Here is a 22,363-nt window from a genome sequence, read left to right as displayed (position 1 = left end):
GCTCAAGCACTCGCCCGGCGCGGTGCACCGCTCGGTGGCGCCCGGCGGAGGGATGCCGGGCGTCCTGCGGCTGCGAAGAATGCGCCCCGTGCACCGTCGGCATGGGGCCGGCGGGCCACGACGGCACCTGGTGCCGAGGGAGCCCTCCATGAAGCGATTCCTGCGTCCCGTCGCCGCGCTGCTGTTCGCGGCCTTCGCCTTCAACGCCCACGCCGCGGTCGACGCCAACCAAGCCAGCCAGGCCGAGCTGGAGACCGTCAAAGGCATCGGCCCCGGGCTGTCGGCCAAGATCCTCGAAGCGCGCAAGGCCGGCGCGTTCAAGAGCTGGGCCGACATGGTCGACCGTGTGCCCGGCATCGGCGCCGGCAACGCCGCGCGCTTCTCGCAGGCCGGGCTGACGGTGGCCGGCGCCGCCTGGGCCGGCGGCGAGGCCAAGCCCGCCAAGGCGGCGAAAGCGGCGAAGTGAAGGCCGGCCGGCGTTTGCGGCGCGGCGCGCCGCAAGCTAGTGGCCTCAGTCGCGACGTTCGTCCCGGCGTTCTTCGCGTCGATCTTCGCGGCGGTCCTGGCGCCGGTCTTCCCGGCGGTCTTCGCGCCGTTCCTCGCGCGCGTCGCTGACGAGGTCGTCGCGGCGGTCTTCACGGCGATCTTCGCGGCGGTCTTCGCGTCTGTCTTCCCGGCGGTCTTCGCGGCGATCCTCGCGCCGTTCGTGGCCGTCGAGTGCGACGACGGTGCCCTGCGCCGGCGGCGCGGCCGCGGGTTCCGCGGCCATCACGCTGCCGGCGGCCAGCGCGCCGACCAGCGCCAGCCAGGCCGGCATGCAACGGTTCCGATGGAGGTTCTTCATCGTGGATCCTCGGTGCTTGCGATGCGAGGATCCTGCGCCGTGAGGGCGGCGGCGCCGATCGGTGCAGGCCGCGCCGCCGCGTGCGACACGTCCGACTCGGCGCCGGCGCTGCGCGGCTCAGCGCGGGCCGCGGGGGTCGTCGTGATGCCCCGGCGGGCCGCGGTGGTCGTCACGCGGCCCGGGCGGGCCACGGCGGTCGTCGCGCCAATCATCCCGTCGATCGTCCCGACGGTCGTCACGACGATCCCAGCGATCGTCGCGCCGGTCTTCGCGGCGCTCGTATCGCACTTCGCGTGCCGGCATCACGTGCCGGCCGTACCAGCGGTGGTCGACGAAGTACACCGGCACGCCGCAGGCGTGGTACTGGCCGCAGTAGCGGCCCCAGTGCTTGCGGTGGCCCGGAGGCACCCACATGTAGACCGGCTCGGGCGCGACGACGACCGGCCGGCCGATGATCACCGGCTGCGGCACGATGACCGCCGGCTGCGGGAAGCGGCCGATGTCCACGCGGCCGTAGACGCCGGGCTGGCTGATCTCGACCGACACGCCGACATTGGTGGCCTGGGCGGCACCGCCGGCCAGCGCCAGCACGCTCAAGCATGCGCTCGCGATCGTCTTTCTCATCGGGTCTCCAGAAAGTGGATCACGGGAGTTCAACGCCGCCCGCCACGCACCGGATGTCAGACAAGGCCGCGCGAAACAAACGCTTTCACTCGTAGACGATGGATGCGCGCCCCTGCTCGGCGATCGTTTTCCAGCGCGCCAGCGCCTCGTCGCAGGGCCAGAAGCGTGCGTCGCTGCCGAGGTCGAGCTCGCCGACGGCCGTCGCACGTTTGAGCTTGAGCCGCACCGCCAGGCCTTGCTGGGTCTCGCCCTCCTCGGTCTCGACGCGGCGCGCCGGCCACAGCTTCAGCACGTCGGCTACCGGCGGCAGGCCACCGTTGACCTCCACCGACAGGTAGCGGCCGAAACGCGCACGCGCCGTCGCCAGGTCCCAGACCTGCTGCGCATTCAGGCGCAGGCCGCCGGAGAAGCGGTCGGGCTGCAGCTTGCCGACGACGATGACCAGTTCGTCTTCGCGCAACAGCTCGCGGCTGGCGTCCAGCAGTTCCTCGTTGGCCACGGCCTCGATGGCCTCGCTGCCGTCGTCGAGCTTGAAGATCGCGACACGCCCGCGCTGGCCGTTGATGACACGCAGCTCGGAGACGATGCCGGCCACCGACTGCGGCTCGCGCGAGTCGACCAGCTCGACGATGTCGCGGCGAACGAACTTGCGCACCTCGTCGCGGCAGGCGTCGAACAGATGGCCCGACAGGTAGAAGCCGATGGCGATCTTCTCCTGCATCAGCCGCTCGCGCACCGACCACGGCTCCACGGCGACCAGCGCCGGCTCCTGCGTGCTCGATCCGTGCGCGTCGCCGAAGTCGAACAGCCCGCCCTGGTCCTTGTTGGCGGCCTGCGTGTCGGCCCACTCGAAAGCCAGGCCGACGCTGGCCAGCGTCGCGGCGCGGTCGGCGTGCAGCGAGTCGAAGGCACCGGCCTTGATCAGCGCCTCGACGACACGCTTGTTGACACGCTGGCGGTCGACCCGCGCGCAGAAGTCGAACAGGCTGCGGAACGGGCCGCCGCCGTCGCCCGAGCGGCCTTCGCGCGCCGCGACGATGGCCTCGATCGCACCCGCGCCGGTGCCCTTGACGGCACCCAGGCCGTAGCGGATGCGCTTGTCCTCGATCGGCTCGAAACGCAGCGTGCCGGTGTTGACGTCGGGCGGATCGAAGCGGATGCCGAACAGCTTGGCGTCGGCCAGCAGCACCTTCAGCTTGTCGGTGTTGTCGGCTTCGATCGTCATGTTGGCCGCGAAGAACTCGGCCGTGCAGTGCACCTTGATCCAGGCCGTGTGATAGGCCAGCAGCGAGTACGCGGCCGCGTGCGACTTGTTGAAGCCGTAGCCGGCGAACTTCTCCATCAAGTCGAAGACCTCGTCGGCCTTCGCTTCGGGGATGTCCTTCTTGGCCGCACCCTCGCGGAAGATCGCGCGGTGCTTGGCCATCTCCTCGGCCTTCTTCTTGCCCATCGCGCGGCGCAGCAAGTCGGCGCCGCCGAGCGAATAGCCGCCCAGCACCTGCGCCGTCTGCATCACCTGCTCCTGGTAGACCATGACGCCGTAGGTCTCGCCGAGCACGGTCTCCAGCAGCGGGTGCGGGTACTCGACCGTCTCCTTGCCGTGCTTGCGCGCGACGAAGGTCGGGATCAGGTCCATCGGGCCCGGGCGGTACAGCGCGTTCAGCGCGATCAGGTCTTCCAGCCGGCTGGGCTTGGCCTCGCGCAGCATGCCCTGCATGCCGCGCGATTCGAACTGGAACACCGCCTCGGTCAGGCCGTCGGAGAAGAGCTTGTAGACACGCTGGTCGTCCAGCGGCAGCGTCTCGTAGCTGAAGTCCTTCATGTTCGGCCGCCGCGCGACGATGTACTGGCGCGCCAGCTCCAGGATCGTCAGCGTCGCCAGCCCCAGAAAGTCGAACTTCACCAGGCCGATGGCCTCGACGTCGTCCTTGTCGTACTGGCTGACCGCGCTGTCGCTGCCGGGCTGCTGGTACAGCGGACAGAAGTCGGTGATCTTGCCCGGCGCGATCAGCACGCCGCCGGCGTGCATGCCGATGTTGCGCACCATGCCTTCGACACGCGTGGCCAGCGACAGCAGCTCGGCCACTTCCTCCTCGGCGGCCTCGCGGCGGTCGATCTCGGGTTCTTCCTGGCGCGCGTAGATGATGCCGGGGTCGGGTTTCTCGGGCACCTTGGCCAGCGTCACCGTCTTGCCCGGCGGCGCCGGGATCAGCTTGGCGATGCTGTCGACGTGGCCGTAGCCCATGCCCAGCACGCGGCCGACGTCGCGCAGCGCGGCCTTGGCGGCCATCGTGCCGAAGGTCGCGATCTGGCCCACCGCGTCGCGGCCGTACTTCTCCTTCACGTACCGGATCACACGGTCGCGGTTGCCCTGGCAGAAGTCGATGTCGAAGTCGGGCATCGACACGCGCTCCGGGTTCAGGAAGCGCTCGAACAGCAGCTTGTACTGCAGCGGGTCGAGGTCGGTGATGAACAGCGCGTAGGCGACCAGCGAGCCCGCGCCCGAGCCGCGGCCCGGGCCCACCGGGCAGCCGTTGGCCTTGGCCCAGACGATGAAGTCCGAGACGATGAGGAAGTAGCCCGGGAAACCCATCTTCAAGATGGTGTCGAGCTCGAACTCCAGGCGCTCGACGTACTCGGGGCGGCGCTTGTCGCGCTCTTCCTCCTTCGGGAACAGCGCCGCCAGGCGCTTCTCCAGCCCTTCGTGCGAGGCCTTGCGGAAATAGACCTCGATCGGCGAGCCGTCGGGGGTCGGGAAGTCGGGCAGGCGCGGCTTGCCCAGCACCAGCGTCAGGCTGCAGCGGCGCGCGATCTCCACCGTGTTCGCGATCGCGCTGGGCACGTCGGCGAACAAGGCCTGCATCTGCTCGGCGGTCTTGAAGTGCTGCTCGCGCGTGAAGCGCTTGATGCGCTTGGGGTTGGCCAGCGTCTCGCCTTCGGCGATGCAGACCCGCGCCTCGTGGGCCTCGAAGTCGTCGGGGCCGAGGAACTGGATCGGGTGCGTGGCGACGACCGGCAGCCCCAGACGCGCGGCCAGCGGCACCGCGGCCCGCACCTGGGCCTCGTTGGTCGGCAAACCGGCACGCTGCAGCTCCAGATAGAAGCGGCCCGGAAAGATGTCGGCCAGCTCGCGCGCGGCGGCAGCGGCACGCTCCTCGTCGCCGGCCAGCAGCGCCTGGCCGACGGCGCCCATGTCGGCACCGGACATCGCGATCAGCCCGCCCGAGAGCTCGCGCAGCCATTCCCACTTCAGCCAGGCCTGGTTGCGCTGCACGTTCTGCGTCCAGGCGCGCGCCAGCAGCTCGCAGAGGTTCAGGTAGCCGCCGCGGTCCTGCACCAGCAGCGCCAGGCGCGTCGGCTGGCGCTCGGCGGCGTCGGGCAGCGGGTCCATCCAGACGTCGACGCCGACGACGGGCTTGACGCCCGCGCCGCGGCAGGCCTTGTAGAACTTGATCGCGCCGAAGAGGTTGGACAGGTCGGTGATGGCCAGCGCCGGCTGGCCGTCGGCCTTGGCGGCGTCGGCCGCGTCGTCGATGCGCAAGGTGCCGTCGACGACGGAATACTCGGTGTGCGTCCGCAGGTGAACGAAGGGCATCCGGGGATTGTAGGGAGGGGGTCGGCGCGGCCGGGCGGCCGCCGGGCGCTGCCTACAATGCCGCGCACCCCGGCTTCCGCGTCCCCGCCCCGCTCTCCATGCGCCTGCTGCTCCGTCTGCTCGGCCTGCTGCTGATGGCGACCGCGGCGCTGCTGGCGATGTCGCGTGCCCCCGACCGCAGCGTCGAGTCGCTGGTCGCCAACTGGGCGCCGCCGCCCTCGGACTTCGTCGAGCTCGGCGGCCAGCTCGTGCACCTGCGCGACCAGGGACCGCGCCACGGCGACGCGCCGCTGGTGCTGCTGCACGGCACCTCCTCGAGCCTGCACACCTGGGAAGGCTGGGTGCATGCGATCGCGCCCCGGCGCCGCGTCATCACGCTGGACCTGCCGGGTTTCGGCCTCACCGGCCCCTGGGCCGGGCGCTACGCCGGCCAGCGCTACGACGGCGAGGCCTACGCGCGTTTCGTGCTCGAACTGATGGACCAGCTGGGCGTGCAGCGTTTCGCCGTCGGCGGCAACTCGCTGGGCGGCGAGGTCGCGTGGCGGCTGGCGGCGATGGCGCCGCAGCGCATCGAGCGCCTGATCCTCGTCGACGCCAGCGGCACGGTGTTCAAGTCCAAGGCCATGCCGCTGGCCTGGCAGTTCGCGCGGGTGCCCGGCCTGGGCCGGGTCTTCGAATGGGTGCTGCCGCGCACCGCGGTGACCCAGGGCCTGGCCAGCGCCTACGGCGATCCGTCGCGCGTGACGCCGGAGCTCGTCGACCGCTACTTCGAGCTGACGCTGCGCGAAGGCAACCGCCGCGCGCTGGTCGAGCGGCTGAAGATCGCGCGCTCCGGCGAGGACGCCGCGCGCATCTCGACGCTGCGCCTGCCGACGCTGATCCTCTGGGGCGGGCGCGACACCATCATCCCGCCGTCGGCCGGCGAGGATTTCGCCCGGCGCATCCCGGGCGGCCGACTGGTCGTCTTCCCCGCGCTCGGCCACGTGCCGCACGAGGAAGACCCGGCGCAGACCGTGGCGCCGGTGCTGGAGTTCCTGGGCCTCGGCTGATCAGGCGAGCGTCGCCGGGTCGAGGTTGGCGCCGCAGACGACGACCGCGACGCGCTCGTGCGCGGCCGGCTTCAACGCGCCCGACCAGAGTGCCGCCAGCGGCAGCGCCGCCGCCGGCTCGACCGCCAGCCGCAGCTCGCGCCACAGGCGAAGCTGGGCGGCGCGGATGGCCTCGTCGTCGAGCAGCGTCGACACCAGCGGATGGCGCAACGCGACCTGCCAGGCGATCGTGCCGAGGCGGCGCGCGCCCAGCGAATCGGCGGCGACGCCGCCGACCTCGACGTCGACCGGCTCGCCGGCGGCCAGCGCCGCGTGCAGTGTCGGCGCACGCGCCGGCTCCAGCGCCTCGATGCGCGTGCGGCCCTCGAACCAGGCGGCGATGCCGGCCACCAGCCCGCCGCCGCCGACCGAGACCAGCAGCCGGTCGGGCACGCCGGCCTCGGCTTCGATCTCCGCGGCCAGCGTGCCGGCACCGGCGACGACCTCGGGCTGGTCGTAGGCGTGCATCGCCAGCGCGCCGGTCTCGCGCTGGCGCTCGACGCTGGCAGCGTAGGCGTCGGCGTAGGCCGCGCCGTGCACGACGACACGGGCGCCCAGCGCCGCCAGCGCGGCGCGCTTGGCGGCGCTGCTCACCTCCGGCACGAAGACCTCGCAGGGCACGCCCAGCGCACGCGCCGCGGCGGCCACCGCGATGCCGGCGTTTCCGCCCGACGCGACGATCGCGCCGGCCTCGGGCACCGGCAGCGAGCGCAGCCGGTTGAACATGCCGCGCGCCTTGAAGCTGCCCGACAGCTGCAGCTGCTCGAGCTTCAGCCAGACCTCGGCGCAGTCCAGGCCCAGCGCGGCGCCGGGCAGGCGCCACAGCGGCGTGCGACGCACGTCCGGTGCGATGCGGGCCGCAGCGGCGGCGATCTCGTCTCGGGTCGGAATCTGCATGAGCTCATGCTAGCCATGCCGGGCGCCCGGCGCCGGCGCGCGGGTAAAGTGGCCCGATGCCCTCCCATGCCGTTCCCTCCGAAGAAGGCCTGACCTGGGCCAGGCGCCTGGTGCGCCTGGACACCGTCAGCGAGCGCTCCAACCTGGCGCTGATCGAGACCCTCGCCGACCATCTGCGCACGCTGGGCGTGCCGATCCGCCTGACGCACGACGAAACCGGCCGCAAGGCCAATCTGTTCGCGACGATCGGCGCGCCGCGCCCGGGCGGCATCGTGCTGTCAGGCCACACCGACACCGTGCCCTGGGACGGCCAGGACTGGCACGACGAACCGCTGTCGGCCCGCGTGCACGACGGCCGCCTCTGGGGCCGCGGCAGCGCCGACATGAAGAGCTTCATCGGCCTCGTCGTCGCGCGCACCCGGGCCTGGCTCGAAGCCGACCTGCCGCAGCCGCTGCACTACGCCTTCAGCTACGACGAGGAGGTCGGCTGTTTCGGCGTGCGCCACCTGATCGCCGACCTGCGTGAAGCCGGCATCGCGCCGGCCGCCTGCATCGTCGGCGAGCCGACCGAGATGGTGCCGGCGCTGGCGCACAAAGGCGTGCACCGCTGGCGCTGCTGCGTGAAAGGCCGCGCCGCGCATTCGTCGCTGGCGCCGAAGGCGGTCAACGCGGTGGAAGCCGCGGCGCGCGTCGTCGCCGCGGTCGCCGATCTCGGCGAGACCTGGCGGCGCGAAGGCCCGTTCCACGACGGTTTCGACGTGCCGCACGCCACGGCCTCGGTCGGCCTGATCGCCGGCGGCATCGCCGACAACATCGTCGCCGAGGACTGCCGCTTCCATTACGAGTTCCGCGAGCTGCCCGGCCAGGACGCCGCGGCGATGCAGGCCCGGGTGCGCGCCGCGGCCGCGGCGCTGGAGCCGGCGATGCAGGCCATCGCCCCGGCGACCGGCTTCGCCTTCGAGCCGATCTGCGCCATCCCGGCCTTCAGCGCAGCCGCCGACGAACCCGCGGTGCGGCTGGCGCGCCGCCTGGCCGGCCACGAGCGCACGACGCTGGTCGCCTTCGGCACCGAAGCCGGCCTCTTCCAGCGCGCCGGGATCTCGACCGTGGTCTGCGGCCCGGGCTCGATCGCCCAGGCGCACCAGGCCGACGAGTACGTGACGCTGGAGCAGCTGGCGCGCTGCGAGGCCTTCCTCGACGGCCTCAGTTCGTCGGGTGCCCCATCGGCGGCTTGTTGAGCTCGGCCAGCACCTCGGACTTGAACTCGCGCCGGAACAGGATGGTCACGACCGCGACCATGCCGACGATCAGCGCCCACGGCGACAGGAACCAGGCGCAGGCGGCGAAGCTCATGTAGTAGGCGCGCAGACCGTCGTTGAACGATTCGGCGGCCAGCCCCATCACGCGGCCGGCGCGCAGCGCGTAGGCCTCTCGCTCGCCGTCGTCGGCGAACTGGTCGGGCAGCGGCGCGGCGCCGACCAGGATCGCGCCGAAGCCGTACTGGCGCAGGCTCCAGGTGCAGCGGAAGAAGGCATAGATGAAGGTGCCCAGCAGCAGCAGGATCTTCAGGTCGAAGATCAGCACCGTGCTGTGGGTCGCGAACGGGATCTCGTGCACCAGGTCGCTGACGCGCTCGGCGCTGGACAGCACGGCGAACAGGCCGCCGATGATCAGGATCGTCGTCGAGGCGAAGAACGAGGGGCTGGAACTCAGCGCCTGCACGACGCCGGCGTCGACGATGCGGTTGTCGCGCCGCGCCATCTGCGTCATCCAGCGCGCGCGTTCGCGGTTCGTCGCGCCCAGCACCGAGGGCCGGCGGCGCGCACGGCGGCGCGCGAACACGGCGTAGCCGACCCAGCCGACGAAGTAGAAGGCGAGCGCCGCCCAGTCGGCGGGCGGCATCTCGCGCAGCAGCTTGCTCAGGACATCCATCGGCGGCCGACTGTACCGGGCCGCGGCGACGAACGCCGCGGCACCCGATCAGCGCGCCAGGTCGAAGACCAGGACTTCGGCGCCGCTGCCGGCGTCGAGCACCAGGCGTGTCTCGCCGTCCAGCGTCAGCGCGTCGCCGGCGGCCAGCACGACGCCGTTGGCGCGCAGCGTGCCGCGCGCCAGGTGCACGTAGGTCAGGCGCTTCGCGTCGAGCTCGAGCTCGGCACGTTCGTCGCCGTCGAACAGCCCGGCGCGGATCGCCGCGTCGGCATGCACCGTCACCGAGCCCTCGCGACCGTCTTCCGAGGCCACCAGGCGCAGCCGGCCGCGTTTGTCGGCGTCGTCGAAGCGTTTGTGCTCGTAGCCCGGGGTGATGCCGGTGGCGCGAGGCAGCAGCCAGATCTGCAGGAAGTGCGTCGTGCTCTCGGCGTGGTTGTATTCGCTGTGGCGCACGCCGGTGCCGGCGCTCATGCGCTGCACCTCGCCGGGGCGGATGACGCCGCCTTCGCTGCCCAGGCTGTCGCGGTGCGCCAGCTCGCCTTCGAGCACGTAGCTGACGATCTCCATGTCGCGATGGCCGTGGGTGCCGAAGCCGGTGCCCGGGGCCACCCGGTCGTCGTTGATGACGCGCAGGTTGCCCACGCCCATGTGCGCCGGGTCGTAGTAGTCGGCGAAGGAGAAGCTGTGCCAGCTTTTGAGCCAGCCGTGGTCCGCGTGGCCGCGGTCGGAGGATTTGCGGTGCGTGATCATGGGATGCACTGTAGGCACCGGCTCCCGGGGGCGGGGCGGCAGCGCTTGAAGGTCCCGTTCAAATAAGATGAAGCCATGGCAGAACGACGTCAGGCGCTGACCCCCGAGGCGCTGCAGATGATGGACACGATCGCGCGCACCGGCAGCTTCGCCGCCGCGGCGCGCGAGCTGGGCAAGGTGCCGTCGGCACTGACCTACAGCGTGCGCCAGTTGGAGGACTCGCTGGACGTGCTGCTGTTCGACCGCAGCTCGCGCCAGGCGCAGCTCACCGCCGCCGGCACCGAGCTGCTGCACGAAGGCCGCCGGCTGCTGCAGGAGATCGACGCCGTCGCCAACCGCGTGCGCCGCGTCGCCAGCGGCTGGGAGACGACGCTGGCGATCAGCGTCGAGGACATCCTGTCGATGACGACGGTGTTCGAGCTCGTGCAGGCCTTCTGCGAGGTGCGCGACGGCTGCCCCGAGAACACGCGCGGCGGCCCGGCGACGCGGCTGCGGCTGCGCCACGACGTGCTGGCCGGCACCTGGGAGGCGCTGGTCTCGGGCCAGGTCGACCTGGCGATCGGCATCGCCGGCGACCACGCCAACCCGGGCGGCATCGAGATCCGGCCGCTGGGCGAGGTGGAGTTCGTCTTCGTCGTCGCGCCGCACCACCCGCTGGCACGCGGCGAGGAGCCGCTGAGCGACGCCGAACTCGTGCATCAGCGTGCCGTCGCGGTGGCCGACACCGCGCAGCGCATGGCGCCGGTCACCGTCAACCTGCTGCCCGGCCAGGACGTGCTGACGGTGTCGACGATGCGCACCAAGCTCGACGCGCTGCTGCGTGGCCTGGGCTGCGGCTTCGTGCCCGAGCCGATGGCCCGCGCCCACCTCGAAGCCGGCCACCTCGTTGCGCGCCAGACCCAGCGCGGCGGCCACACCGCGCGCCTGCACTACGCCTGGCGCGCCGAACGCGGCGCGCTCGGCCTGGGCCGCGCGCTGCAGTGGTGGCTGGGCCAGCTGGAAAGCCCGACGACGCGCCGCGCGCTCCTGGAACGCCACGCCGGTCCTCTGGACTGAGGCCGTGTACCGCGGCCGATTCGCCCCGTCGCCGACGGGCCCGCTGCACGCGGGCTCGCTGGTCGCCGCGCTCGCCAGCTGGCTGGATGCGCGTGCCCACGGCGGTGTCTGGCTGCTGCGCATCGAGGACGTCGACACGCCGCGCTGCGTGCCCGGCGCCGAGCGGCTGATCCTGCAGCAGCTCGCCGCCTGCGGCCTGGTGGCCGACGAGCCGCCCTGGCGCCAGTCCGAGCGCGGCCCGGCCTATGCCGACGCGCTGCAGCAGCTGGTCGCCGCCGGCCGCGCCTACCCCTGCGCCTGCACGCGGCGCGACATCGACAAGGCGCTGGCCGCGCGCGGCGTCGTGCACGAACGTTTTGCCGAGCGCGTCTACCCCGGCACCTGCCGCGGCGGCCTGCACGGCCGGCCGGCCCGCGCCTGGCGGCTGCGCGCCGACGGCCGCGTGCGCTGGGTCGACCGACGCCTGGGTGAAGCGGTGCAGGACGTCGGCGCCGAGGTCGGCGACTTCGTGCTCAAACGCGCCGACGGCCTCTGGGCCTACCAGCTCGCGGTCGTCGTCGACGACGCCGCGCAAGGCATCACCGACGTCGTGCGCGGCGAGGACCTGGCCGACAACACGCCGCGCCAGATCCTGCTGCAGCACGCGCTGGGCCTGCCGCGGCCGCGTTATCTGCACACGCCGCTGGTGCTGGGCGACGACGGCCACAAGCTGTCCAAGCAGAACGGCGCCCAGGCGCTGGACCTGGCCGACCCGCTGGCCGCGCTGCGCGCCGCCGGCGCCGTGCTCGGCCTGCCGCCGCTGGCCGCCGAGGACGTGCACGACTGGCTGGCCGCCGCGGTGCCCGCCTGGGCTGGCATCATCGCGGCCTTCGACGAACGACTGAGGAAGAGACCATGAGCCTGAAGATCGAGGACACCGTCGCCGGCACCGGCGCCGAAGCCAGCGCCGGCCAGCACGTCAAGGTGCACTACACCGGCTGGCTGCACGACCCGGCGGCCGCCGACGGCCGCGGCCGCAAGTTCGACTCCAGCAAGGACCGCGGCGAGCCCTTCTCCTTCGCGCTGGGCCGCGGCCACGTGATCCGCGGCTGGGACGAAGGCGTGGCCGGCATGAAGGTCGGCGGCACGCGCGTGCTGACGATCCCGCCCGAGATGGGCTACGGCGCGCGCGGCGCCGGCGGCGTGATCCCGCCGAACGCGACCCTCGTGTTCGAGGTCGAGCTGCTGGGCGTTTGAGCCTTCGGCGCACGCCCAACAAAAAAGGGCCGGCGGATGCCGGCCCTTTTTCATGGGAGCAGGACGCTCAGGCTTCGCGCGGACGGCGCGGGCCGGGCTTGGGGCCGAACTTGCCGGCCGGCTTGCCGCCGAACTTGCCTTCGGGCTTGGCGAAGGGCTTGCCGAACGGCTTGCCGGCGCCGTGGCCGAAAGGCTTGCCGGGCGCCGCGCCGCGCTCGGCGCGGTCACCGAACGAACGCGCCGGGCCGTCGAACGGGCCACGCGGCGGGCGCGCCGGGGCGAAGCGCTCGTCGTGCGGGGCGCGCGGGGCGAAGGAACGTTCGCCGTCGCGCTCACGCGCCGGAGCGCCGCCACCGAAGGACTTGCCGGCGAACGGCTTGCCGCCGAAAGGCTTGCCACCGCCGTGGAACGGCTTGCCGCCTTGCGGGCGGCCGCCGAAACCGGCGCGCGGCGGACGCGCCTCGCGCATCGGCTCGGGCATCTTGGGCTCCAGGCCCTCGATCGTCGCCGCCGGGATGCGCTGCGTCGTGAAGCGCTGGATGCGGTGGATCATGCCGGCGTCGCCACGTTCGGCCAGCGTCACCGCCAGGCCCGAGCGGCCGGCGCGACCGGTGCGGCCGATGCGGTGCACGTAGTCCTCGGCCTTCATCGGCAGCCCGAAGTTGATGACGTGGCTGATCGTCGGCACGTCGATGCCGCGCGCGGCGACGTCGGTGGCGACGAGAATCTTCAGGTCGCGCGAACGCAGGCCCTGCAGCACGCGGTTGCGCCGGCCCTGCGGGTGGCCGCCATGCAGCGAGGCGACGTGGTGGCCCATCTCGGCCAGGCGGTCGGCCAGCCAGTCGGCGTCGCGCTGGGTGCTGGTGAAGACCACCGCCTGCTCGACGCTGCGCTCGGTCAGGATGTGGTCCAGCAGCGCGTTCTTGTGCGCGAAGTTGTCGGCCCAGTGCAGGCGCTGCTCGATGTCGGCGTGCACGTCGGTGTGCGAGGCGATCTCGATGCGCTGCGGCTCGCGCAGCAGGTCCTCGGCCAGGCGGCCGACGTGGCCGGCGAAGGTGGCGCTGTACATCACCGTCTGGCGCGCGGCGGGCGTCGCGCTGGCGATGTGGTGGATGTCGTCGATGAAGCCCATGTCGAGCATGCGGTCGGCTTCGTCGAGCACCAGCATCTCGACGTTGGCCAGCACCGCCTGGCCGCTGGCCATGTGGTCCATCAGCCGGCCGGGGGTGGCGATCAGCACGTCCAGCGGGCCGCGCAGCGCCTTCAGCTGCGCGCCGTAGGGCACGCCGCCGACGACGGTGGCCACGCGCAGGCCCTGCACGTGGCGGCCGTAGTCGTTGGTGGCCTTGGCGACCTGCATCGCCAGCTCGCGCGTCGGCGCCAGCACCAGGATGCGCGGGCCGCTGATGACGCCCTTCTCGCGCCGCTTGCCGTCGCCGCGGGTGGCGAGGATGCGCGTCAGCGCGGGCAGCACGAAGCTGGCGGTCTTGCCGCTGCCGGTGCTGCTGGAGACCATCAGGTCGGCGCCGGCCAGCGCCGGCGGGATGGCGCGCGACTGCACTTCGGTCGGAGCGGTGTAACCGGCGTCGGCCACGGCACGGGCCAGGGCTTCGGGCAAGCCCAGGGTATCGAAACTCATTCGTCGTCTTTCGAGAGACAGGACGGCCGCCCCGGGCCAGCGGCCAGGGGGTTCACCATCCAGGGGTGAAGTCGCATCCAACAAGGGGGCGACGGCATCGCCGCCGACCCGAGAGATGCGGCCGCAGGGCGCGGCTCGACGAAAGGTCAGAGGGGATGAACGAACGGCGTCACAAACGGACGCCGTGAGCCCGCATTGTAGAGGATTTCCGGCTTCCGCGGGACGGCGCTACACTGCGCGGTGGTCGGCAGATCACCCAGGCGTCGCCGCGCGGCCTCTACCGCGAGCTAAACCTGCCTCTTATCACCGTCTGACGAGGACAGCTTCATCACGCGAGCTGCGCCCGCCCGGCAAGTCGGCGACCCCCGGCACCCCGTCCTCGGGGATGGCGCCACGCTCGCGAGGAGCCTTGATGTCCCGTGAAGCCCTGCCCCTCGTGGCACCCGACCTGTCCGCCTTCGCCCGTTCGCTCGGCCAGGCCTTGAAGACCCGCCCGGCGGCCGAACCGCCCGGCCACGTCGAACTGCTGAACCTGATCGCGCGCGCCGCCGGCCACCGCAACGTGCAGTCCTTGCGCGCCGCCACCGAGCGGCCGCTGCCCCTGGCGCCATTGGCCGCCGAAGACCGCCCGGTGCTGCCGCTGACAGCCAACGCGCGCAAGGCGCTGATGCAGTTCGACAGCCGCGGCCGCCTCGTGCGCTGGCCGCACAAGTTCAGCGTGCAGCGCCTGGCGATGTGGGTGCTGTGGACGCTGTTCGACGGCCGCCGCCGCTACACCGAGCGCGAGGTCAACACGATCCTGATGGCGGCCAACGCCTTCGGCGACCACGTCACGCTGCGCCGCGAACTCGTCAACCACCGCCTGCTGGCGCGCAAGAGCGACTGCAGCGAGTACTGGAAGCTGCCGGCGCGCCCCGACGCCGAGGCGCAGGCGCTGGTGGCCGCCTGGCGCGCCAGCCGGCCGCGGCCCTCGACGCGACCGTCATCGCGGCGCGAGCTCGCGGTCGAAGAAGCGACGCGCCCGCGCCGCGGTGTCGGCGTGCAAGCGGGCGCGGTCCACTCCCGGCGGGTCGCGGCAGATCGCGGCGGCGAACAGGCGCCCGCGCAGGCCGCAGCCCATCAGGAACGCGTAGTGGGTGACGCCGGGCAGCCGCTCGACTGAGACGCTCGGCACCTGATCCCAGGCGCGCAGATCGGCGAGGTCGACCTGATCGTCGGCCTCGCCGACGACGATCTCGACCGGCACTGCCAGCGGCGCGTGCGCGAGCGCGGCCGCCATCGCCGGGGCGATGGCGAAAACCGCGCGCACGCGGGCGTCGTGCAGCTCGGCGTCGGCACGGGCGAGCGACGGCGCGAAGCCTTCGCTGCGCCGCAGCGCGTCGACGTCGGCCCAGGTCCAGCGAGCCACCGCTTCGGGCGGCAGCGCGCAGCCTGGGGTCGCGGGCGCGGCGGCGCAGGCCGCGCTCCAGGCCGCCCAGCGCGGCTGCGCGCCGGCGCTCGCCAGCGCCGTCAGCCCACCCAGCGAAAAACCCGCGACGCCGATGCGGCCGGCGTCGATGCGCGGCCCCCAATCGGGGTCGGCCAGCAGCCGGTCGATGGCCACTCGCAGGTCCAGCGGCCGCTCCCACCAGGCGACGAAACCTTCCAGCCGCGCCTCGGGCTCGGCCGCGGTGTTGCCGTGGTGGTTCAGCGCCGCGACCAGGTAACCCGCGGCGGCCAGCTCGCGCGCCAGCCAGCCCAGGCTGGCGGCCGAGCCGCCGGTGCCGTGCGACAGCAGCACCAGCGGCCGGCGCCCCGGCGCCGGCGCGGCGCCGACGGCCACAGGCAGCGGCTCGAAGGGCGGAACCTGCCAGTCCTGCTCGGCGGCGCCGTCGGCCGCCGGGTACCAGAGCAGCGCGGCCACCGGGCGCGGGCCGTCGACGCCCCAGGCGGCGCGCGCCGGGTCCTGCCAGCGCACGGCGGCCAGGCCGACCGGCGCCGCGGCCGCCCCGACAGTGGCCAGCACGAGCGCCAGCGCGGCGCTACAGCGGCGCCACCGGGACGCAGATCTCGCAGCGCAGCCGGCCGGCGTCATAGCCGCCGTCGGGCGGGTAGCGCTCGAAACATGGCCGGGCGTCGAGCTGCAGCCCGGTGCCGGGCAGCCAGTCGCGCAGCAGCTGCGTCCAGCCGTCGCCGATGCGCTCGATCGGGCCGTCGAAGCGCAGCCCGGCGTAGCGCCCGCCAGGCAAGCGGGCGACGAGTTCGTCGCGCCCTGGCGTCTCGCCATCGGCCAGCGCCACGCCGGCGTCGTAGCGGCAGGCCGCGGCGCGGGTGACGCCGGGGTCGTCGTGGCTGATGCCGTAGGTGATGCGGCCCTCGCGGCCGTGCAGCACGAGCCAGGGGGCGACGCTGCGCGCCCAGAAGCGCTGCAGCGGCGCGCCGTAGGCGCCACGGTGGCGCAGGTAGACGATGCGCACGGGGGGCAGGTCGAGCAGTCGGACATCGGCGGGCGGCGGCTTGTTCATCGTGCCGCCATCGTCGGCCGGCCCCGCCGCCGCGGCCTGACCGATCTTGCGATCGACCTGATCGTGCTTGCGCTCGGCCGCGCGCCAGACCGTGGGCGCGGCGCCGAAGCGCGCGCGGAAGGCGCGTGTGAAGGCTTCGGCCGAGCCGAAGCCGACGCCCAGCGCCGCGTTCAGCACCGACAGCCGCGGCTGGGCCAGCAGCTGCACCGCGGCGGTCTCGACACGCCGCCGGCGCACGTAGTCGGCCAGCGTCTCGCCGGTCCAGGCGGCGAACAGGCGGTGGAAGTGGAACGGCGAGAAGTTCGCCACCGCGGCCAGCGTCGCCAGGTCCAGCGTGCCGGCCAGATGCGCGTCCACGTGCGCCAGCACGCGGTGCATGCGGCGCTCGAAATCCGCGCGCGGGACGTTCACACGGCGAGCAAGTGCTGGCGGTAGTGCAGCAGCTCGTCGATCGACTCGTGGATGTCGGCCAGCGCCGTGTGCGCCTGGGCCTTCTTGAAGCCGTCGAGCACCTCGGGCTTCCAGCGCCGCGCCAGCTCCTTCAGCGTGCTGACGTCGAGGTTGCGGTAGTGGAAGAAGGCTTCCAGCTTGGGCATGTAGTTCGCCAGGAAACGCCGGTCCTGGCAGATCGTGTTGCCGCACATCGGGCTCTTGCCGCGCGGCACGTAGCGCTGCAGGAACTCGATCGTCTGCGCCTCGGCCTGGGCTTCGTCGACGGTCGAGGCCTTGACGCGGTCGATCAGGCCGCTGCGGCCGTGCGTGCCCTTGTTCCAGGCGTCCATCGCGTCGAGCGTGGCGTCGCTCTGGTGCACCGCGAACACCGGGCCTTCGACGCGCACCGTGAGCTGCGGATCGGTGACGACGACGGCAATCTCGATGATGCGGTCGGTGGCGGGATACAGGCCCGTCATCTCGAGGTCGATCCAGATCAGGTTCTGATCGCTCGGGGCCAGCACGGTGTCGCTCATGGTCGGGTTCTTCGGGGGAAACGGCGATTCTCGCCGAAGCCTAAACTCGCGCCCCATGCATTCTCTCGTCGTCACGGTCGCGTTCGCGGCCGCGCTGCTGGCCTCGCTGGGCCTGAAGTTCTGGCTCGCGACACGCCAGGCGCGCCACGTCGCGCGCCACCGCGACGCGGTGCCCACGCCCTTCGTCGGCACCGTCACCCCTGAAGCCCACCGCAAGGCCGCCGACTACACGCTGGCCAAGGGCCGCTTCGGCCTGCTGAGTACCGCGTTCTCCAGCGCCGTGCTGCTGGGCTGGACGCTGCTGGGCGGGCTGGACGGGCTCAATGGCGCGCTGCTCGGCAGCGTCGGCGTCGCCTGGGGGGCTATGGCCTATCAGCTGGCGCTGCTGGCCGCCTTCGTGCTGATCGGCGCGCTGCTCGACGCGCCCTTCGAGTGGTGGTCGACCTTCCGCATCGAGCAGCGTTTCGGCTTCAACCGCATGACGACCGGGCTGTGGCTGGCCGACCAGGCCAAGGGCCTGGCGGTCGGCGCGCTGATCGGCCTGCCGCTGGCGGCGCTGATCCTGTGGATCATGGGCGCCACCGGCGGGCTGTGGTGGCTGTGGGCCTGGGTCGCCTGGGTCGGCTTCAACCTGACGCTGCTGGTGCTGTACCCGACGGTGATCGCGCCGCTGTTCAACAAGTTCGAGCCGCTGGCCGACGAGGCGCTGAAGCACCGCGTGCAGGCGCTGATGCAGCGCTGCGGCTTCGCCGCCAAGGGGCTGTTCGTGATGGACGGCAGCCGGCGTTCGGCGCACGCCAACGCCTATTTCACCGGGCTGGGCGCGTCCAAGCGCGTCGTCTTCTTCGACACCTTGCTGTCGCGCCTGGCGCCGGCCGAGGTCGAGGCGGTGCTGGCGCACGAGCTGGGCCACTTCAAGCGCCGCCACGTCGTCAAACGCATGGTCGGCATCTTCGGCCTGAGCCTGGTTGGGCTGGCGCTGCTGGGCTGGCTGGCCTCGCTGCCGGCCTTCTACCTGGGCCTGGGCGTGCGCCCCAACCTGGGCGCGCCGAGCGACGCGCTGGCGCTGCTGCTGTTCATGCTCGCGCTGCCGCCCTTCACCTTCTTCGTCTCGCCGCTGGGCGCGGCGCTGTCGCGCAAGCACGAGTTCGAGGCCGACGCCTACGCCTGCGAGCAGGCCGACGGCCGGGCGCTCGCCAGCGCGCTGCTGAAGCTGCACGAGGACAACGCGTCGACGCTGACGCCGGACCCGCTGTACGCGCGCTTCTACTACTCGCACCCGCCGGCCGGCGAACGCCTGGCGGCCCTGCCCGAGCCGGTCGCATCTTGAGCTTCGAGGCGCTGGACCTGGGGCTGGTGGTGGCGGCGCACGGCCGCCACGTCGTCGTCGAAACCCCCGACGGCGAACGCGTGCTGTGCCATCCGCGCGGCAAGAAGAGCGAGCTCGTCGTCGGCGACCGCGTGCGCTGGCTGCCGGCCGGCGACGAAGGCGTCGTCGAGCACCTGGAGGCGCGGCGCAACCTGCTGTTCCGCCAGGACGAGTGGCGCACCAAGTCCTTCGCCGCCAACCTGGACGCGGTACTGGTGCTGGTCGCCGGCGAGCCGATGTTCAGCGAGTCGCAGCTGACGCGTGCGCTGATCGCGGCCGGCCAGGCCGGCATCCCGTGCTGGATCGGGCTGAACAAGACCGACCTGCCGGCCGCCGCCGACGCACGCGCCCGGCTCGAGCCCTACCGCCGCATGGGCGTCGAGGTCGTCGAGCTGGCGCTGAAAGCCGCGCCCGAAGCCTCGCGCGCAGCCCTGGCGCCGCGCCTGGACGGTCGCACGACGCTGGTGCTGGGCCCCAGCGGCATGGGCAAGAGCACGCTGATCAACCTGCTGGTGCCGCAGGCCGCGGCCCAGGTCGGCGAGATCTCGCAGGCGCTGAAGGCCGGCCGCCACACGACGACGACGACGAGCTGGTACTGGCTGGACGAAGCGCGCCGCGGCGCGCTGATCGACTCGCCGGGCTTCCAGGAGTTCGGCCTGCGCCAGATCGCGCCGACCGAACTGGCGACGCTGATGCCGGACTTCGCCGCGGCGCTGGGCGAGTGCCGTTTCCACAACTGCAGCCACCGCCACGAACCCGGCTGCGGCGTGCGCGCGGCGCTGGCGCGCGGCGAGATCGCGCCGTCGCGCTACCGGATCTACGAAGAGCTGTTCGACGAGCTGTCGGCCAAGCGCTGGTAGCGCGCGACGATCACCCGATCACGTTGGCCAGCGTCAGCAGCGCCAGCAGCAGCATCCACAGCACGACCGAGCGCCAGACCAGGCCGACGACGCTCTGCAGGTGGCCGATCTGCGGCGGCGCGCCCGGCGTCGAGCCTTCGGCGGCGACGGTGCCCGGCTCGGCACCGGCGGCGAAGGTCTTGGAGCGGTCGGGCGTGACGCCCGGCGCGGCGCTGCCGCCCAGCTGCACGCCGACGGCACCGGCCGCGGCGGCGAGGATGATGCCTTCGTTGGGGTACAGCCAGAGCGCGGCGTCGCGCCGCCAGCCGCCGACCGCTTCTTCGAAGTTGCCGACGACGGCGAAGCCGAAGGCCGTCAGCCGCGCCGGCACGTGGTCGATGAACTCGAACCAGCGCCGCGACAGCGTCATCAGGCCTTCGCTGGTCGGCACGTCCATCGTGCGGTGGCGGAAGGCCCAGAAACGCGACGCGAACTCGGCCATGCGGTAGAGCACCGCGCCGGTCGGGCCCAGGCCCAGCGCCGAGAAGACGACGAACCAGAAGAAGACGCCGAAGACGTGGCGGTGCGCGGCCAGCAAGGCGTGCTCGAGCACGTGGCGCAGCACCTCGGTGCGCGGCAGCTCGCTGGCGTCGAGGTGGCGCCACTCGGCCAGGCGCTGGCGGGCGAGGTTCTCGTCGCCGCGGTCCAGCGCGTCGCGGATGTCGGTGAAGTAGTGGCTGAACTGCCGAAAGCCCAGCGTGAGGTACAGCAGCACGACGTCGAAGGCCAGCGCCAGCAGCAGGCTGAAGTGGGCGATCGCCAGGTAGGCGGCAGCCACCGCGATCGACGGGCCCAGCACGGCGACGCACCAGACGACGACCGTGTGGTGGGGCTTGCCGGCGTCGAAGTTGCGGCTGGCCCAGCGGACCCAGCCCACCAGCGCGTGGTGGATCCCGTTGTCCCGCGGCAAGGGCTTGAGCTGCTCGATCAGCAGCGCGAACAGGACAGCGAAGAAACTCATCGGCTGGCGATGATAAGGGGCGTTGACTCAGGTCTCGGCGAGGAAGCCGTAGAGATTGCGCAGCATCGCCGCCGTGGCGCCCCAGATGAAGTGTTCGCCCCAGGGCATCGACAGGAACTGGCGGCTCGCGCCGGCGGCTTCGAAGACGTGGCGGCGGTGGTTCGCCGGGTCCATCAGAAAGGCCAGCGGCACCTCGAACGCGGCCGCGACCTCGAAGGCGTCGAGCGTCAGCTCGAACGGCGGCGTGACGATCGCGACCACCGGCGTGACGACGAAGTGCGTCACCGTCGTGTAGGTCGGCAGCTGGCCGATGACCTCGATGCGGGCGCGCGCCAGGCCGACCTCTTCCTCGGCTTCGCGCAGCGCGGTGGCCGCGGCGTCGGCGTCCTCGGGCTCGACGCGGCCGCCGGGGAAGCTGATCTGGCCGGCGTGGTCGCGCAGATGCTCGGTGCGGCGCGTCAGCAGCACCGTCGCGGCGTCGCCGCGGTCGACGATCGGCACCAGCACCGCGGCGGCGGCCGATGGGCGGTCCATCGTCGGGCGGCCGTCGCCGGCGAGCTCGGGCGTCCAGTCGCCGGGCGCGGCGAAACGCCGGCGCAGCGCGGCTGGCGTCAGGCGCTCGAGTGGCACCGGCGGCAGGTGCGCGTCGACGCCGGCGACCGGGATCGATTGCGGGTGCAGGATGCGCGTCGGCGTCATCGGGGCGCAGAAACGAAAAAGGCGCCGCAATGCGGCGCCCCATGGCAGGCAGGCCGTCCGGCTGGGCCGGAACGACCGGCGATCACGCCAGCTTTTCCTTGATGCGGGCGCTCTTGCCGCTGCGCTCGCGCAGGTAGTACAGCTTGGCGCGGCGCACGTCGCCGCGGCGCTTGACTTCGATCGAGGCGATCAGCGGGCTGTACAGCTGGAACGTACGTTCCACGCCTTCGCCGCTGGAGATCTTGCGGACGATGAAGCTGCTGTTGATGCCGCGGTTGCGCTTGGCGATGACGACGCCTTCGTAGGCCTGCACGCGCTTGCGGGTGCCTTCGACGACGTTGACGTTGACGATGACGGTGTCGCCGGGGGCGAAGGCCGGGATCGTCTTGCCCAGGCGGGCGATCTCTTCCTGCTCGAGGGTCTCGATGAGGTTCAAGGTTTTCTCCGATGACGATCGTGCGCGGGGGTTGTGGATCGGAATGTCGGCAAGCCTTGGCCACATGGCCGGCCCGCCGGTTACCCGGCAGAGGATCGAAAAGCCCTCGATTATAGCCCGAGGGAGGCGAGGAAACGCTCGTCGGCGCGTGAAAGACGCCCGGCGGCACGCGCGGCGGCGATCAGGTCGGGCCGCCGCTGCGCCGTGCGCTCCAGCGAACGCTCGCGCCGCCAGCGCGCGATCTCGCCGTGGTGGCCCGACAGCAGCACTGCCGGCACCGCGAGTTCGTCGCCGTCGAGCGCCAGGCGCTCGGGGCGGCTGTACGACGGCCCTTCGAGCAGACCGTCGCCGAAGCTGTCCTGCTCGTGCGAAGGCGCCGGGATCACACCCTCCTGCAGCCGCGCGACGGCGTCGAGCAGCGTCAGCGCCGGCAGCTCGCCGCCGGAGAGCACGAAGTCGCCGAGGCTGATCTCGTGCGTCACGCGGCGGTCGATGAAGCGCTGGTCGATGCCTTCGTAGCGCCCGCACAGCAGCACCGCGCCGGGGCCGGCGGCGAACTCCTGCACGACGGCCTGGTCCAGGCGGCGACCGGTGGGCGTGAAATGCACGACAGGCACCTCGCCGCGTTCGGCGCGCACCGCGTCGAGCGCACGCAGCAGCGGCTCGACCAGCATCACCATGCCCGGGCCGCCGCCGTAAGGGCGGTCGTCGATGCGGCGATAGGCGTCGTCGGCGAAGTCGCGCAGCTGCCACAGCCGCACGTCGACGAGGCCGGACGTGAACGCACGCCGCGTGATGCCCACCGCCAGGTGCGGGGCGAAGAGTTCGGGGAACAGCGTGACGACGTCGAAGCGCATCGGCTTCGC

22 protein-coding genes and 1 pseudogene are annotated in these 22,363 nt (G+C 72.4%); 9 read left to right on the top strand and 14 right to left on the bottom strand.

All coding sequences use genetic code 11. From position 1 onward, the window contains the following. Positions 1 to 148 precede the first annotated feature (148 nt). The gene (locus tag RGE_RS06725) at positions 149 to 466 is read left to right on the top strand and encodes a ComEA family DNA-binding protein (protein ID WP_014427581.1); all 318 of its coding nucleotides are present in this window, start codon (positions 149 to 151) and stop codon (positions 464 to 466) included. 45 nt (positions 467 to 511) lie between these two features. On the opposite strand, the gene RGE_RS24260 is transcribed toward RGE_RS06725, so the two are convergent. From RGE_RS24260 to dnaE, 3 genes are all read right to left on the bottom strand, one after another. Continuing rightward, entirely contained in the window at positions 512 to 844 is a 333-nt protein-coding gene (locus RGE_RS24260) for a hypothetical protein (protein WP_043783871.1), read from the bottom strand. A 117-nt stretch (positions 845 to 961) separates the two neighbouring features. Then, positions 962 to 1,468, bottom strand: a complete 507-nt coding sequence (locus RGE_RS06715) for a hypothetical protein (RefSeq protein WP_043783869.1) — start codon at positions 1,466 to 1,468, stop codon at positions 962 to 964. An 85-nt stretch (positions 1,469 to 1,553) separates the two neighbouring features. Further along, on the bottom strand, positions 1,554 to 5,063 hold the full coding sequence (gene dnaE / locus RGE_RS06710; protein ID WP_014427578.1) for a DNA polymerase III subunit alpha: 3,510 nt from the start codon (positions 5,061 to 5,063) through the stop codon (positions 1,554 to 1,556). A 98-nt stretch (positions 5,064 to 5,161) separates the two neighbouring features. Here dnaE and RGE_RS06705 point away from each other — a divergent pair, with 98 nt between their 5' ends. Next, a complete protein-coding gene (locus tag RGE_RS06705; RefSeq protein WP_014427577.1) occupies positions 5,162 to 6,112 on the top strand; it encodes an alpha/beta fold hydrolase in 951 nt (316 codons plus the stop codon). Here the strand turns inward: RGE_RS06705 and RGE_RS06700 are convergent, their stop codons facing one another. Next, on the bottom strand, positions 6,113 to 7,048 hold the full coding sequence (locus tag RGE_RS06700; protein WP_014427576.1) for a serine/threonine dehydratase: 936 nt from the start codon (positions 7,046 to 7,048) through the stop codon (positions 6,113 to 6,115). Positions 7,049 to 7,104: 56 nt separating this feature from the next. Between RGE_RS06700 and argE the strand changes: the two genes are divergently transcribed. Next, positions 7,105 to 8,286, top strand: a complete 1,182-nt coding sequence (gene argE / locus RGE_RS06695; protein WP_014427575.1) for an acetylornithine deacetylase — start codon at positions 7,105 to 7,107, stop codon at positions 8,284 to 8,286. Here argE and RGE_RS06690 read toward each other — a convergent pair. Next, entirely contained in the window at positions 8,252 to 8,980 is a 729-nt protein-coding gene (locus RGE_RS06690; protein WP_014427574.1) for a DUF599 domain-containing protein, read from the bottom strand. The two genes, argE and RGE_RS06690, sit on opposite strands and share 35 nt — an antisense overlap. Before the next feature lie 48 nt (positions 8,981 to 9,028). Next, a complete protein-coding gene (locus RGE_RS06685; RefSeq protein WP_014427573.1) occupies positions 9,029 to 9,730 on the bottom strand; it encodes a pirin family protein in 702 nt (233 codons plus the stop codon). Positions 9,731 to 9,805: 75 nt separating this feature from the next. On the opposite strand from RGE_RS06685, the gene RGE_RS06680 reads away from it, so the two are divergent. Genes RGE_RS06680 through RGE_RS06670 form a run of 3 tightly spaced genes read left to right on the top strand, consistent with a single transcriptional unit; the run spans position 9,806 to position 12,022 of the window. After that, positions 9,806 to 10,786 carry a LysR family transcriptional regulator gene (locus tag RGE_RS06680; protein WP_014427572.1) on the top strand — a complete coding sequence of 327 codons (981 nt, stop codon included), beginning with the start codon at positions 9,806 to 9,808 and terminating at the stop codon, positions 10,784 to 10,786. Between the two features lie 4 nt (positions 10,787 to 10,790). Continuing rightward, the gene (gene gluQRS / locus RGE_RS06675) at positions 10,791 to 11,684 is read left to right on the top strand and encodes a tRNA glutamyl-Q(34) synthetase GluQRS (RefSeq protein ID WP_014427571.1); all 894 of its coding nucleotides are present in this window, start codon (positions 10,791 to 10,793) and stop codon (positions 11,682 to 11,684) included. Continuing rightward, positions 11,681 to 12,022, top strand: coding sequence for an FKBP-type peptidyl-prolyl cis-trans isomerase (locus tag RGE_RS06670; RefSeq protein WP_014427570.1), 342 nt, complete (start codon positions 11,681 to 11,683; stop codon positions 12,020 to 12,022). The genes gluQRS and RGE_RS06670 overlap by 4 nt, the downstream gene beginning before the upstream one ends. A gap of 67 nt (positions 12,023 to 12,089) precedes the next feature. On the opposite strand, the gene RGE_RS06665 is transcribed toward RGE_RS06670, so the two are convergent. Then, positions 12,090 to 13,661: a DEAD/DEAH box helicase gene (locus tag RGE_RS06665; protein ID WP_014427569.1), complete on the bottom strand. Its 1,572-nt coding sequence runs from the start codon at positions 13,659 to 13,661 to the stop codon at positions 12,090 to 12,092. A 412-nt stretch (positions 13,662 to 14,073) separates the two neighbouring features. Between RGE_RS06665 and RGE_RS23570 the strand changes: the two genes are divergently transcribed. Further along, entirely contained in the window at positions 14,074 to 14,823 is a 750-nt protein-coding gene (locus RGE_RS23570; RefSeq protein ID WP_232504993.1) for a DUF2087 domain-containing protein, read from the top strand. A 48-nt stretch (positions 14,824 to 14,871) separates the two neighbouring features. On the opposite strand, the pseudogene RGE_RS06660 reads toward RGE_RS23570, so the two are convergent. The 3 genes and pseudogenes from RGE_RS06660 to orn form a co-directional block, all read right to left on the bottom strand. After that, positions 14,872 to 15,735: pseudogene (locus tag RGE_RS06660) on the bottom strand (alpha/beta hydrolase family protein); the annotation flags it as partial. Then, entirely contained in the window at positions 15,683 to 16,576 is an 894-nt protein-coding gene (locus RGE_RS06655) for an AraC family transcriptional regulator (RefSeq protein WP_014427566.1), read from the bottom strand. The pseudogene RGE_RS06660 and the gene RGE_RS06655, both read right to left, overlap by 53 nt. Beyond that, positions 16,573 to 17,133 carry an oligoribonuclease gene (gene orn, locus RGE_RS06650; RefSeq protein ID WP_014427565.1) on the bottom strand — a complete coding sequence of 187 codons (561 nt, stop codon included), beginning with the start codon at positions 17,131 to 17,133 and terminating at the stop codon, positions 16,573 to 16,575. Before orn ends, RGE_RS06655 begins: the two co-directional genes overlap by 4 nt. Positions 17,134 to 17,188: 55 nt before the next feature. Between orn and RGE_RS06645 the strand changes: the two genes are divergently transcribed. Continuing rightward, complete coding sequence (locus RGE_RS06645) at positions 17,189 to 18,463, top strand: M48 family metallopeptidase (RefSeq protein WP_014427564.1); 1,275 nt, start codon at positions 17,189 to 17,191, stop codon at positions 18,461 to 18,463. Further along, the gene (gene rsgA, locus RGE_RS06640; RefSeq protein ID WP_014427563.1) at positions 18,460 to 19,362 is read left to right on the top strand and encodes a ribosome small subunit-dependent GTPase A; all 903 of its coding nucleotides are present in this window, start codon (positions 18,460 to 18,462) and stop codon (positions 19,360 to 19,362) included. The genes RGE_RS06645 and rsgA overlap by 4 nt, the downstream gene beginning before the upstream one ends. A gap of 10 nt (positions 19,363 to 19,372) precedes the next feature. On the opposite strand, the gene RGE_RS06635 is transcribed toward rsgA, so the two are convergent. The 4 genes from RGE_RS06635 to trmD all read right to left on the bottom strand — a co-directional run bounded on the left by RGE_RS06635 (position 19,373) and on the right by trmD (position 22,354). Then, complete coding sequence (locus RGE_RS06635) at positions 19,373 to 20,362, bottom strand: CobD/CbiB family protein (protein ID WP_014427562.1); 990 nt, start codon at positions 20,360 to 20,362, stop codon at positions 19,373 to 19,375. A 27-nt stretch (positions 20,363 to 20,389) separates the two neighbouring features. Continuing rightward, complete coding sequence (locus RGE_RS06630) at positions 20,390 to 21,061, bottom strand: CoA pyrophosphatase (protein WP_014427561.1); 672 nt, start codon at positions 21,059 to 21,061, stop codon at positions 20,390 to 20,392. An 82-nt stretch (positions 21,062 to 21,143) separates the two neighbouring features. Continuing rightward, positions 21,144 to 21,497 (bottom strand): 50S ribosomal protein L19, encoded by a 354-nt coding sequence (gene rplS, locus RGE_RS06625; protein WP_009856317.1) that lies wholly within the window; start codon positions 21,495 to 21,497, stop codon positions 21,144 to 21,146. 110 nt (positions 21,498 to 21,607) lie between these two features. Continuing rightward, the gene (trmD, locus tag RGE_RS06620) at positions 21,608 to 22,354 is read right to left on the bottom strand and encodes a tRNA (guanosine(37)-N1)-methyltransferase TrmD (protein WP_014427560.1); all 747 of its coding nucleotides are present in this window, start codon (positions 22,352 to 22,354) and stop codon (positions 21,608 to 21,610) included. Positions 22,355 to 22,363 lie beyond the last annotated feature (9 nt).

The sequence above is a fragment of the Rubrivivax gelatinosus IL144 genome, from assembly GCF_000284255.1.
Lineage (GTDB): Bacteria > Pseudomonadota > Gammaproteobacteria > Burkholderiales > Burkholderiaceae_C > Rubrivivax > Rubrivivax gelatinosus_A.
This window is presented reverse-complemented; position numbering and strand designations above follow the sequence as displayed.